Annotated in this window: 11 protein-coding genes; 9 read left to right on the top strand and 2 right to left on the bottom strand. The window is 44.6% G+C overall.

Features of this window, described 5'->3' with window-relative positions:
- Positions 1-43: 43 nt before the first annotated feature.
- From lptF to AC2UZJ_RS01765, 3 genes are all read left to right on the top strand, one after another.
- Entirely contained in the window at positions 44-1150 is a 1107-nt protein-coding gene (gene lptF / locus AC2UZJ_RS01775) for an LPS export ABC transporter permease LptF (protein ID WP_486948399.1), read from the top strand.
- Between the two features lie 128 nt (positions 1151-1278).
- Positions 1279-2220 carry a CysB family HTH-type transcriptional regulator gene (locus AC2UZJ_RS01770; RefSeq protein WP_486948398.1) on the top strand — a complete coding sequence of 314 codons (942 nt, stop codon included), beginning with the start codon at positions 1279-1281 and terminating at the stop codon, positions 2218-2220.
- Positions 2221-2279: 59 nt separating this feature from the next.
- On the top strand, positions 2280-2624 hold the full coding sequence (locus tag AC2UZJ_RS01765) for a DUF2325 domain-containing protein (RefSeq protein ID WP_486948397.1): 345 nt from the start codon (positions 2280-2282) through the stop codon (positions 2622-2624).
- Here the strand turns inward: AC2UZJ_RS01765 and AC2UZJ_RS01760 are convergent.
- The gene (locus AC2UZJ_RS01760; protein WP_486948396.1) at positions 2591-3214 is read right to left on the bottom strand and encodes a C40 family peptidase; all 624 of its coding nucleotides are present in this window, start codon (positions 3212-3214) and stop codon (positions 2591-2593) included. The two genes, AC2UZJ_RS01765 and AC2UZJ_RS01760, sit on opposite strands and share 34 nt — an antisense overlap.
- Before the next feature lie 116 nt (positions 3215-3330).
- Positions 3331-4977: an electron transfer flavoprotein-ubiquinone oxidoreductase gene (locus AC2UZJ_RS01755; RefSeq protein WP_486948395.1), complete on the bottom strand. Its 1647-nt coding sequence runs from the start codon at positions 4975-4977 to the stop codon at positions 3331-3333.
- Positions 4978-5104: 127 nt separating this feature from the next.
- Here AC2UZJ_RS01755 and AC2UZJ_RS01750 point away from each other — a divergent pair, with 127 nt between their 5' ends.
- The 6 genes from AC2UZJ_RS01750 to eno all read left to right on the top strand — a co-directional run bounded on the left by AC2UZJ_RS01750 (position 5105) and on the right by eno (position 12298).
- On the top strand, positions 5105-5797 hold the full coding sequence (locus AC2UZJ_RS01750) for a CoA transferase subunit A (RefSeq protein ID WP_486948394.1): 693 nt from the start codon (positions 5105-5107) through the stop codon (positions 5795-5797).
- An 8-nt stretch (positions 5798-5805) separates the two neighbouring features.
- A complete protein-coding gene (locus tag AC2UZJ_RS01745) occupies positions 5806-6459 on the top strand; it encodes a 3-oxoacid CoA-transferase subunit B (RefSeq protein ID WP_486948393.1) in 654 nt (217 codons plus the stop codon).
- Positions 6460-6549: 90 nt separating this feature from the next.
- Complete coding sequence (locus AC2UZJ_RS01740) at positions 6550-8361, top strand: aminopeptidase P family protein (protein WP_486948584.1); 1812 nt, start codon at positions 6550-6552, stop codon at positions 8359-8361.
- 67 nt (positions 8362-8428) lie between these two features.
- Positions 8429-10072, top strand: coding sequence for a CTP synthase (gene pyrG, locus AC2UZJ_RS01735; protein WP_486948392.1), 1644 nt, complete (start codon positions 8429-8431; stop codon positions 10070-10072).
- 51 nt (positions 10073-10123) lie between these two features.
- Positions 10124-10960, top strand: coding sequence for a 3-deoxy-8-phosphooctulonate synthase (kdsA, locus tag AC2UZJ_RS01730; protein WP_486948583.1), 837 nt, complete (start codon positions 10124-10126; stop codon positions 10958-10960).
- Between the two features lie 51 nt (positions 10961-11011).
- Positions 11012-12298 (top strand): phosphopyruvate hydratase, encoded by a 1287-nt coding sequence (gene eno, locus AC2UZJ_RS01725; protein ID WP_486948391.1) that lies wholly within the window; start codon positions 11012-11014, stop codon positions 12296-12298.
- Positions 12299-12323 lie beyond the last annotated feature (25 nt).

Genomic DNA, 12323 nt, shown 5'->3' with positions numbered 1-12323 from the left:
GTTTGGCCTCATGCCAATTTAATACCTATCTATTGTCGCATATATGTCTTTATTTAAACGTACCGTCATTTCTGAAATTCTAAGCCATGCTGGGGTAGTGTTATCTACCTTATTAATTGTATGGCTCAGTGTGTTGTTAGTACGCTTATTAGGCGAAGCAGCTGGGGGCAGTATTGGTGCTGAGGTGGTATTTAGTTTAGCGGTCTTTTCCAGCATTACCGCCTTACCTGTTATTTTAACGGTTTCTTTATTTATTGCAGTACTCACTACCGTGACTCGTAGCTATAGAGAGTCAGAAATGGTGGTGTGGTTTAGTAGTGGCTTATCTTTACGTGATTGGATTAGTCCCGTATTACGCTGTGTAATTCCTGTGGCTGTTTTAATGGCTCTAATTACTTTTTATGCCTCTCCTTGGGCCTATAGGCAGCTTTCTGAGTACAGGCAACGTTACGAGCTGCGCTCAGACCTAAGTAAGGTAACGGTAGGGCAATTCATAGAGGCTGAAAATGGGAGGCGTGTATTTTTTACGGAAGCGCCTGATAGCCCAGCGGAGGAACTAGGCAAAGTGGTAGCACGGGTTATAGATGATGATGGTTGGGTTAGTGTAATAACGGCAGACAGTGCACAGGTAGAAATAGCAGATAATGGTGATAGATTTTTAGTATTAAATGAAGGCCAACGCTATGATGTGTTGCCTGCCAACACTCAGGTGCGTTTGGTAAATTTCGCAAACTATGCTGTGCGCTTAGAGAGTAAAGGGGAGGCAAATACTTCGGAAAGTATACGTGCTCAAGCCGAACAGTCACGCAAAAGCAGGCCCACAGATCAACTCATAGCAGATAATACTAACCGCTCTTGGGCACAAATTATGTGGCGTTTGGGTTTACCCATCGCTGTTATTAATTTGGCTTTATTAGCTATTCCTCTGGGGGCGGTAAATCCTCGTCTTGGGCGCTCGGGCGATGTGTTGTTAGCAGGCTTGGTTGGGTTTTTGTATATGAATCTAATTAATCTGTCTCAAAGCTGGATTACGAGTGGTGCCTTGCCATTTAGCATAGGAGTTTGGTTAGTGCATGTGTTGTTTGCTGTGTTTATGTTGTTTATGTTTTGGCAGCGTTTGCGTACTAAAAAGCCAAAGAAAAGCAGCTAAGCATATTACTAAAAGAAATATAAAGGCTGGTCTATATTCTATATAATCTGATAAGACATGAAGCATATATAGAAAAGAATATATAGATTTTTTATAAAAACTAAAAATATCCCACACAGGCTAGTTATATGAATTTACAGCAGTTTCGATTTGTACGTGAAACCATACGTCAAGATTTTAATCTTACAGATGCCGCTCGTGCTTTGCATACGTCTCAACCGGGCGTTTCTAAGGCTATTATTGAGTTAGAAGATGAGTTAGGGGTTAAAATTTTCGAGCGTCATGGCAAACGGTTAAGGGGGTTAACTCGGCCTGGTATTGCCGTTGCTGAAGTCATTGATCGCATTATGAGTGAGGTGGAAAACTTAAAACGTACGAGTGACGATTTTGCGCAGCATGATGAGGGAGCGCTAGTTATAGGTTGCACACATGCTCAAGCCCGTTATTTATTACCTAAAGTGATTCCGGCTTTTAGAGAGCGTTTTCCAAAAGTGCATATGTCTTTGGCTGAAGGCAACCCTAAAACGTTAGCGCAAATGGTGTTGCATGAGCAGGCTGATTTAGCCGTAGCCACTGAAACCTTAGCTGAAACCAGCGGCTTGATCACTTTACCCGTGTACTCTTGGCAGCATACTGTAGTGGTCAGCCCTCATCACCCTTTAGCGGATTTACCCTCAAATCACATTGAAGCTTTAAGTTTAGATATGTTGGCTAAATACCCTATAGTGACATATGATCATGCGTTTTCGGGTCGTAGTGCTATAGATGCGGCCTTTGCTAAAGCAGATGTGACTCCTGATATTGTATTAGAGGCGGTGGATGCGGATGTTATTAAAACCTATGTAGATGTGGGTTTAGGGATTGGCATTATTGCTGGTATGGCTTTTGATCCACGCCGAGATAAAAATTTAGTGGGCTTGCCCGCAGGCCATTTATTCGGTACACATCAAACTCACGTTGCAATTAAAGAAGGCACCTTTATTCGTGACTATTTATACGTGATGCTTGAAATGCTCAATCCAGAACTAACACGAACGGTGGTGACAGAAAGATTAAAGACAGGGAAATAATTGACAACGCAAATGAGAATGATTACTATTTACATCACATCAACTCTCGGAGACTTCCCATGTCGCAACGTGTTAGTGCTGTAATAGTAGGAGCCGATCGTTTAGGAAATATTCCCAATTTGTTGCAATTACATAATATTAAAATTAAGCAACATATCAGCGGCAGAGATCCGGCCCATCAGAAGAAAAATCTGGCTTTGCCCAGTGGGACTGAGCTTTTAATATTATTAACGGATTTTTTAGGGCACAATGTGATGAAGTCGTTTAGATCTGCTGCCGTGCGCTCAGGCATTAAGGTGGTAGCTTGTAGACGTTCAGTGTGTAGTGTGAAAGAAGTGTTAACTAAAGAAGGTTACTGTGAAAACTGCCCTCATTTACTCGCTAAGCGGCGAGCCCCGTTATAGCGATTTTTCCAGTAATTGATTGTCATGTCCTCTACACGCACTACAGAACCAGAGCTGGGTGCGTGGACGAATTTATTATCACCTAAGTAAATACCCACATGTGAGTTACGTTGGCCGCTGGTATTGAAAAAAACCAAATCACCTTTTTCTAACTCATTGGGTTTAACTTTTTGACCTAAGCGTGCAATTTCAACAGAGCGACGCGGCAGCTTTAAGCCTAGGGATTTTTCAGCCACATAATTAACTAAGCCACTACAATCAAAACCGCTAGAAGGCGCGTTACCACCAAATTTATATTTAATGCCTAAATAATCCAAAGCAGTATTGGCAAAGCTATGGTTATGTGAGGTGGTGGAGAAGGATTTGGATTGGCTATAAGTGGTCACCACATCTGTTTTACCGCGATTTGCCAAATAGGCTCCCAGGGGGTCAGATTGCGTGCTGTAAGCGTATTCATCTTTTAACTGAGCTAATAGGGCATCTGCTGCTGCAGAGTCCGGACCCTGGGTAGTTACACAACCTGTTAAAACTAAGGTGGAAAGTACAATACCAACACGAGCAGGGTTTAGAAGCTGAAGTAGTAAATGCATAGGGCTTATGAGCGTTATGAGCGGTTAGGGACAAAGGAAGGGCTAACAACTAACTGTAGCGGATTGTACCCAAGCCTTTGTCAAAGGTAAACAGCGAAAGCCCTAATTGGCGGAATTTACATCCCTGGGTATACCGGCCCCTCTCCACCTTGTGGCGTAACCCACACAATATTTTGGGTAGGGTCTTTAATATCACAGGTTTTACAGTGCACACAGTTTTGCGCGTTTATCTGTAATTGATCGGCCCCGGTATCGTCTTTAATAAACTCATAGACGCCCGCAGGGCAATAACGGCTTTCAGGCCCAGCATACGTAGCCAGATTTACCTTTACGGGTACCGTAGGGTCTTTAAGTGTTAGATGAATGGGCTCATCTTCATCATGATGAGTGTTTGATAAATATACAGAACTGAGTTTATCAAAGGTTAAAACACCATCTGGTTTTGGGTAATCAATCACTGCACACACAGAAGCGGGCTGTAAATAAGCATGATCAGGTTTAGTGTTTTTTAAAGACCAAGGCATCTTACCCTTTAAAACTAATTGCTCTATGCCTGTCATAATGGTACCAACGGTACGGCCTTTTTTAAACCACTGTTTAAAGTTACGCGCTTTATTGAGCTCATCAAAGAGCCATGAGCGTTCAAAGGCATGTGTATAAGCGTTTAGTTCGTCATGTTGGCGTTGCTCTTTAAGGGCTTCAAAAGCGGCTTCGCCAGCTAACATGCCACTTTTAATGGCCGCATGGCTACCTTTAATGCGAGAGGCGTTTAAAAAACCCGCCTCACAGCCAACCATAGCGCCCCCAGGAAATACAAATTTAGGCAAAGAGAGCAAACCACCAGCGGTAAGAGAGCGAGCACCATAAGAAATACGTTTGGCTCCTTTGAATGTGGGCTGTATAGTAGGGTGCGTTTTATAACGTTGAAACTCATCAAAAGGTGATAACCACGGGTTGGCGTAATCTAAGCCCACCACTAAACCAACTACTACTAAGTTATTATCTAAGTGATATAAAAATGAACCACCGTAGGTATCAGGATCTAAAGGCCAACCAGCGCTGTGCATGACTAAGCCAGGCTTAGACTGGGCAGGATCCACTTCCCACATTTCTTTGATGCCTATGGCATAGCTTTGCGCATTACGGCCAGCATCTAGTTTGAATTTTTCAATTAACTCACGGCCTAAATGCCCTCTAGAGCCCTCAGCAAATAGGGTGTATTTGGCATGTAATTCCATACCAGGCTGGTAGTCTGGCTTATGACTACCGTCACGAGCAACCCCCATATCACCAGTGGCCACTCCACGTACAGCCCCGTCGCTGGTGTAAAGTACTTCAGCAGCCGCAAACCCGGGGAAAATATCCACATCTAAGGCTTCAGCTTGCTCGCCTAACCATTGCGTCACTTCGCCTAAGCGCACAATATAATTGCCCTCATTTTTAAAACAGTCAGGTAGCATCCATAAGGGGGTGCTACGTGCTTTATCTGCCGTTAAAAATAAAAACTGATCTTCATTGACGGCAACCTTAATAGGGGCGCCTTGCTCTTTCCAGTCAGGAATGAGCTCAGTGAGCGCGCGCGTGTCCATCACAGCACCCGATAGAATATGCGCGCCAACTTCACCGCCTTTTTCTAGTACACAGACGCTGATGTCTTGATTGTTTTTAGCAGCAAGTTGCTTAAGGCGTATAGCGGTGGCCAGACCTCCTACGCCTGCGCCAACTATAACTACATCATATTCCATTGATTCACGTTCAGACATGGGTGGTTCTCCGTTAAGCATAATTTTCAACCATTGTAGATCAGGCCAAGTTTAGGGGGCACAATTTAGTTATACTGAAAGATCTAAGAAAATAGAACATTATAGAACATTAAAAGGAGCTGTCATTATGAGTAAAGTTTATGCCAGTGCCACAGAGGCTCTAAAGGGGCTGGTGGCAGACGGGCAAACAATAGGGGTTGGCGGTTTTGGTCTTTGCGGTATTCCAGAGGCGCTAATTGCTGCTTTAAAAGACTCAAATGTTAAAGGGTTAACGTGTGTTAGCAATAATGCAGGCGTAGACGGTTTTGGCTTAGGTCAGCTTCTTGAGACGCGTCAGGTGAAGAAAATGATTTCCTCATATGTGGGAGAAAATAAAGAGTTTGAGCGTCAATATCTTTCCGGTGAGTTAGAGCTAGAGTTCACGCCTCAAGGTACCTTAGCGGAGCGTTTGCGTGCTGGGGGCGCTGGTATACCTGCTTTTTTTACCGCTACCGGCGTAGGTACCATTGTAGCTGAAGGTAAAGAAGTCAAAGAGTTTGATGGTAAACAATATGTGATGGAGCGCGCTATTAAACCGGATGTTTCTATAATTAAAGCGCACATTGCTGATCAAAGCGGTAATTTAATTTTTAATAAAACCGCGCGCAACTTTAACCCCGAAGTGGCTCAAGCTGGAAAGATTACAGTAGTCGAAGTGGAGAAAATTGTAGAGGTGGGTGAATTAGATCCTGATCAAATACATTTGCCTGGTATTTTTGTGCATCGTATTGTGCTAAATGAAAACCCTGAAAAACGCATTGAGCAGCGCACCACTCGTTAGGAGGAAATATGGCTTGGACTAGAGATCAAATGGCAGCACGAGCTGCTAAAGAACTGGAAGACGGTTTTTACGTTAACTTAGGTATTGGTATGCCTACCATGGTAGCTAACCACGTGCCTGAGGGTATGCAAGTGTGGCTGCAGTCAGAAAATGGTTTATTAGGTATTGGCCCCTTTCCTACAGAGGACGAGGTGGATGCCGACTTAATTAATGCAGGTAAACAAACCGTAACCACGTTACCGGGGTCTTCCTTTTTCTCCTCGTCTGAATCGTTTGGTATGATTCGTGGCGGTAAAATTAACCTTGCCATTTTAGGTGCCATGCAGGTTTCCGAGAAAGGGGATTTAGCCAACTGGATGATTCCCGGTAAGATGGTAAAAGGCATGGGCGGTGCGATGGATTTGGTAGCGGGTGTGGGCCGGGTGGTGATCTTGATGGATCACGTAGCCAAATCCAGAGACGGCACTGAATCTATGAAACTATTACCCGAGTGCACCTTACCTTTAACCGGCTTAGGTGTGGTTGATATTATTATTACAGACTTAGGCGTGATGGAAGTGACTGATAACGGATTAAAACTGCTTGAATTAGCTGATGGCGTAAGTGTTGAAGAAATTCAATCTAAAACGGCTGTCACCTTAGATGTATCAGCCGTTGCATAAATAGGTTTTTAACGTCTAGAGCAAACGGGCATGTATATAATCATACGTGCCCGTTTTGTATTTCCTTCTTTCTCTTCCTATTTCTTTTTTATGTCTATTTATTTATCCCGTCTTCAGCAATTACGCAGTGCAATGAAAACTGCAGAAGTGGATGCCTATGTGGTGTTTAGCTCTGATCCGCATCTGTCCGAATACTTACCTGAGCACTATCAGAGTCGAGCGTGGCTGAGTGGTTTTGAAGGCTCCGCAGGATCACTCATTATTACGGCGGATTTTGCGGGCGTATGGACAGACAGTCGGTACTGGGTACAAGCTGAAACAGATTTAATTGATACGGGCTTTACGTTGATGCGTTGGGGTGATGGGGCGGTACCGGAGATGGTTGATTGGGTAGCCAATCAACTTACCGCTGGCCAGACGGTTGCCTATGATGGGCAAGTGGTGGCTTTTTCCCAAGCTAAACAGTGGCAAAAAATGGCACAGCAGCATAATTTACGGCTAAACGAAGAGCTAGATTTGTTTACGGAAATTTGGTCAAACAGACCCCCATTGCCTACGGCTCCTTTATATATTCATCAAGCACCTTTTGCCGTGAGAAAGGTGAAGGAGAATATAGCTGTAATACGTCAAGAAATACAGACCTTAGGCGCACAAGCTCATTTATTATCAAGCTTAGATGATATGGCGTGGCTCTTTAATTTGCGCGGTAATGATGTGGCGTATAATCCCGTTTTTTTAGCTCATACCTTAATTACTGCTGATGAGGTCACGCTTTTTATAGATCAAAAAAAGCTAACTGCCCCCGTAGTGCATCATTTATATCAATACGATATAGAGGTACAGCCCTATGAGCAGTTAGCCTCGGCTTTAACTCAGTTAGCCGAAAATACCGCCTTATTAATTAATCCACAGGCTGTTACCGTGGGCACCTTAGCGGCGGCGGCTCATACGCAGTTTGTAGAAGCCATGAATCCCTCTACGCTGCTTAAAGCATGTAAAAATGAAGCGGAGTTAGCGCATATACGTCAAAGCATGGAATACGATGGTGCCGCCTTATGCGAGTTTTTTGCTTGGTTTGAAAAAACGGTTGCGGCTCGTGCCATTACAGAATTAGAGGTAGACGAACAGATTACGGCAGCGCGGGCGCGTCAACCACATTTCATTTCCGCTAGTTTTGGCACCATCGCCGCTTTTGGGGCAAATGGTGCCATGCCGCATTATCAGGCCACGGCAGATGCTTATGCCGATATTCAGGGTGAGGGTTTGTTGCTTATAGATTCCGGTGGCCAGTATTTAGGCGGTACCACCGATATTACTCGCGTGGTAGCCGTAGGTACACCCACTGAGGCACAAAAACGCGATTACACCCTAGTGCTTAAAGGCCATATTGCCTTAGCTCAGACGGTATTTGCTAAAGGTGTTACAGGACAGCAACTAGATATCTTAGCGCGTATGCCTTTATGGCAAGCAGGCGTAGATTTTGGTCATGGTACTGGTCATGGTGTGGGTTATTTTCTCAATGTACATGAAGGGCCACAATCCATTTCATGGCGTACACGCCCAGGCAATCAGCCTCAACCTATGCAGCTAGGCATGGTGACGTCAAATGAGCCAGGCTTATACAGAGCGGGGCAGTGGGGCATTCGTATAGAAAACTTGATTGCTTGTGTGCCACATTTACACAACGAGTTTGCACAGTTATATAGTTTTGAAACCCTCACTCTTTGCCCCATTGATACGCGTTGCATTGATATCTCCCTCTTAACTGCGGACGAGTTACAATGGCTTAATCACTATCATGAAGAAGTCTATACACGTTTACAGCCTTATGTCAGTGGTGAGGCTTTAGCGTGGTTAGAGCAGAGTACTCAGCCACTACATCACACAAAATTCTCCAATTAGCGCGGGCAAGCCGTTATAATTCTTATTTCAAGTTCTTGCCTGATTGCACTCAGGGTTGCTATTTATAATGACCACCAAATACGTATTTGTTACCGGAGGCGTAGTCTCCTCATTAGGTAAAGGCATTGCAGCTGCCTCTTTAGCCGCTTTATTAGAGTCACGCGGTTTACGTGTGACGATGTTAAAACTCGATCCTTACATTAACGTGGATCCAGGTACCATGAGTCCATTTCAGCATGGTGAAGTCTTTGTAACTGAAGACGGTGCAGAAACCGATCTGGACTTGGGCCATTACGAGCGTTACATCACCACCCGTATGCGTAAAGTGAATAACTTTACCACTGGCCAAATTTACGAGTCTGTGTTACGTAAAGAGCGCCGCGGTGATTATCAAGGTAAAACCGTACAAGTTATCCCGCACATCACTAATGAAATTCAAGATTTTATTGCTCGTGGGGCTAAAGCATCTTATAACGGTGAGGCCGATGTGGCCATCGTAGAAATTGGCGGCACCGTGGGTGATATAGAATCCTTGCCTTTTTTAGAGGCGATTCGTCAAATGAGTCTGCGGTTAGGGCGCAATAATACCGCTTTGGTGCATTTAACTTTAGTGCCTTTTATCCCTTCTGCGGGGGAGTTGAAAACCAAACCCACTCAACACTCGGTACAAAAGCTACGTGAAATTGGCTTATATCCTGATGCCTTATTGTGTAGGGCAGACCGTAAAATCCCCGAAGATGAGCGCGCTAAAATTTCCTTATTCTCTAATGTGCCCTTAGATGCGGTCATTTCAGTACAAGATGCCAAGAGCATTTATGAGATTCCCGCTATGTTGCAGAGCCAAGGGTTGGATAACTTAGTGTGCGATGCGCTCGCCTTATCGCCACCCCCTGCTGATTTAACCATGTGGGATAATCTAGTGCATGCCTTGCAGAATCCAGAACATGAAGTACGTATAGCCATGGTAGGTAAGTATGTAGAGCTTACTGAGTCGTATAAGTCCTTGTCCGAGGCGCTTACGCATGCTGGTATTCATACACGTACTGCGGTGCAGATTGAGTACATAGATTCTGAGGATATAGAAACGCATGGTACAGATTGCTTAGCAGGTTTTAACGCTATTTTAGTACCCGGTGGTTTTGGTAAACGCGGTACTGAAGGGAAGATTCAAGCCATTCGTTATGCCCGAGAAAACAATATTCCCTATTTAGGTATTTGTTTGGGTATGCAGTTAGCGGTGGTTGAGTATGCACGCCATGTAACCGGCTTAGGTGGTGCTAATAGTACGGAGTTTGATCCGTCTGCCGCTCACCCTGTGGTAGCCTTAATTACTGAGTGGAAAGACCGCGAGGGCCGTGTAGAGCACCGCTCGGGGAAAGAAGACTTAGGTGGTACCATGCGTAAAGGGGCTCAGGAATGTCCGGTCAAAGAGGGCACGCGTGCTTTTGATATTTATGGTCCTGTAGTCAATGAGCGTCACCGCCACCGATTTGAGGTCAATAATGTGTATGTGCCGCGTCTTGAAGAATCAGGTATGGTGATTAGCGCACGTACCCCTAGTGAAAACCTGCCTGAAATTATGGAGTTACCAGCGGCCACTCACCCCTGGTTTATGGGGGTACAGTTTCACCCAGAGTTCACTTCTACGCCGCGTGATGGTCATCCTTTATTTATTAGTTATATACAGGCCGCTTTAGCGCAGAAAAATTAGGTTTAGCTCCCATGCACCGTTTTTGCGGTGCATGCTTTTGTGAGAACGACGATGGAATTATGTGGATTTCAGGTTGGTTTAAATCATCCTTTCTTTTTAATTGCAGGCCCTTGCGTCATTGAATCACGTCAAATGGCTTTCGATACGGCTGGCTATCTAAAAGAACTTACCGATGAGTTGGGAATACCGTTCATTTATAAAAGCTCCTTTGATAAAGCCAACCGCAGTTCGGCGGCTTCATATCGCGGGCCCGGTATGACTGAAGGACTACAAATATTAGTGGATGTGCGTGAGCACTACGGTATTCCAGTGCTCACTGATGTGCATGAGAAAGAGCAAATTGATGATGTAGCAGCCGTGGTAGATGTACTGCAAACACCGGCTTTTTTATGTAGACAAACGGATTTTATTCAAGCGTGTGCGGCTACACTTAAGCCTATAAATATCAAAAAAGGGCAGTTCTTAGCGCCTCAAGATATGAAAAACGTGGTAGATAAAGCGCGTGAAGCCGCCCTAGATGCGGGTGGTGATGGTGATACCATCATGGTGTGTGAGCGGGGAGCTTCCTTTGGCTATAATAATCTGGTTTCGGACATGCGTTCGCTAGTGATTATGCGTGAAACTGATTGTCCGGTGGTGTTTGATGCCACGCATTCAGTACAGCTACCAGGGGGACAAGGTACGAGTTCAGGTGGGCAAAGCGAGTTTGTGCCTGTGTTGGCGCGTGCAGCAGTCGCCGCTGGTATCTCAGGTCTCTTTATGGAAACCCACCCCGATCCTGCTAAGGCCTTATCGGATGGTCCTAATGCAGTACGTTTAGATGAGATGGCAGCATTGCTACGTAGTCTTAAAGCCATTGATAGGGTAGTAAAAGCTACCGGTTTTTAATTTTATATATATAGTTATAGTTATAGTCATAGTAATAAGGATGCTATTTTCATGAGTGCTATTGTAGATATTATTGGTCGCGAAATTCTGGATTCGCGCGGTAACCCCACGGTTGAGTGTGATGTGTTATTAGAATCAGGCGCAATGGGGCGAGCTTCCGTGCCTTCCGGAGCGTCTACCGGTATACGTGAAGCCTTAGAGTTGCGTGACGGTGATGTCAACCGTTATTTAGGTAAGGGCGTACTACAAGCCGTAGAAAATATTAATAATGAAATCGCCCAAACTGTGATTGGTCTTGATGCTCAAGAGCAGCACTTTATTGATAAAACCTTGATTGATGTAGATGGCACCGATGATAAAGGGCGTTTAGGTGCGAATGCTATATTAGCAGTCAGTATGGCCGTTGCGCGTGCGGCAGCAGCAGAAAGTGGCTTGTCTTTATTCCGTTATTTGGGTGGTAGTGGGGCTATGCAAATGCCCGTACCCATGATGAACGTTATTAATGGGGGCGCGCATGCAAATAACACCCTTGATATGCAAGAGTTTATGATTATGCCCATAGGCGCTAGCAGCTTTAAAGAAGCTTTACGTATGGGTACAGAAGTTTTCCATGCGCTTAAAGATTTAATCCATGGTCGTGGCATGTCTACCGCTGTGGGTGATGAAGGCGGTTTTGCTCCTAACGTAGAAAATCATGAAGCCGCTATTCAGTTGATCTTAGAAGCCATAGATAAAGCCGGTTACGAAGCAGGTACACAAATAGCCTTAGCACTCGATTGTGCTAGTTCTGAGTTTTACCGTGATGGCATGTATCACCTAGAAGGCGAAGGGGGCGTGAGCTTAACGGCCACACAACTGGTTGATTTATTAGAAAGCTGGTGCGATAAATACCCCATTGTTTCTATCGAAGATGCCATGGCTGAAGAAGACTGGGATGGTTGGAAAATCCTTAGCGAACGTCTAAATGGAAAAGTACAACTGGTGGGTGATGATTTATTTGTTACCAACACCAAAATCTTACGTGAGGGTATTGATCGCGATATTGCAAATTCCATTTTGATTAAAATAAATCAAATTGGTACGCTTACTGAAACCTTTGCTGCTATAGAGCTAGCCAAGCGTTATGGTTATACCGCAGTGATTTCACATCGTTCAGGTGAAACTGAAGATTCCACCATCGCTGATATTGCTGTGGCCACCAATGCCATGCAGATTAAAACCGGTTCCTTATGTCGTTCAGATCGCATGGCCAAATATAATCAGCTCTTACGCATAGAAGAAGAGTTGGGTGAGGTGGCATCTTATCCTGGTCGTGATGCGTTTTATAACTTACGTTAATCACCATTAATTACTAATACAGCTA

It is taken from the genome of Paenalcaligenes sp. DL 309, from assembly GCF_057475285.1.
This window is presented reverse-complemented; position numbering and strand designations above follow the sequence as displayed.

What these genes read in the sequence shown, in the direction of transcription:
- lptF (WP_486948399.1), top strand. Translation starts at nt 44, where the DNA reads ATGTCTTTATTTAAACGTACCGTCATTTCTGAAATTCTAAGCCATGCT.
- AC2UZJ_RS01770 (WP_486948398.1), top strand. Translation starts at nt 1,279, where the DNA reads ATGAATTTACAGCAGTTTCGATTTGTACGTGAAACCATACGTCAAGAT.
- AC2UZJ_RS01765 (WP_486948397.1), top strand. Translation starts at nt 2,280, where the DNA reads ATGTCGCAACGTGTTAGTGCTGTAATAGTAGGAGCCGATCGTTTAGGA.
- AC2UZJ_RS01760 (WP_486948396.1), bottom strand. Translation starts at nt 3,214, where the DNA reads ATGCATTTACTACTTCAGCTTCTAAACCCTGCTCGTGTTGGTATTGTA.
- AC2UZJ_RS01755 (WP_486948395.1), bottom strand. Translation starts at nt 4,977, where the DNA reads ATGTCTGAACGTGAATCAATGGAATATGATGTAGTTATAGTTGGCGCA.
- AC2UZJ_RS01750 (WP_486948394.1), top strand. Translation starts at nt 5,105, where the DNA reads ATGAGTAAAGTTTATGCCAGTGCCACAGAGGCTCTAAAGGGGCTGGTG.
- AC2UZJ_RS01745 (WP_486948393.1), top strand. Translation starts at nt 5,806, where the DNA reads ATGGCTTGGACTAGAGATCAAATGGCAGCACGAGCTGCTAAAGAACTG.
- AC2UZJ_RS01740 (WP_486948584.1), top strand. Translation starts at nt 6,550, where the DNA reads ATGTCTATTTATTTATCCCGTCTTCAGCAATTACGCAGTGCAATGAAA.
- pyrG (WP_486948392.1), top strand. Translation starts at nt 8,429, where the DNA reads ATGACCACCAAATACGTATTTGTTACCGGAGGCGTAGTCTCCTCATTA.
- kdsA (WP_486948583.1), top strand. Translation starts at nt 10,124, where the DNA reads ATGGAATTATGTGGATTTCAGGTTGGTTTAAATCATCCTTTCTTTTTA.
- eno (WP_486948391.1), top strand. Translation starts at nt 11,012, where the DNA reads ATGAGTGCTATTGTAGATATTATTGGTCGCGAAATTCTGGATTCGCGC.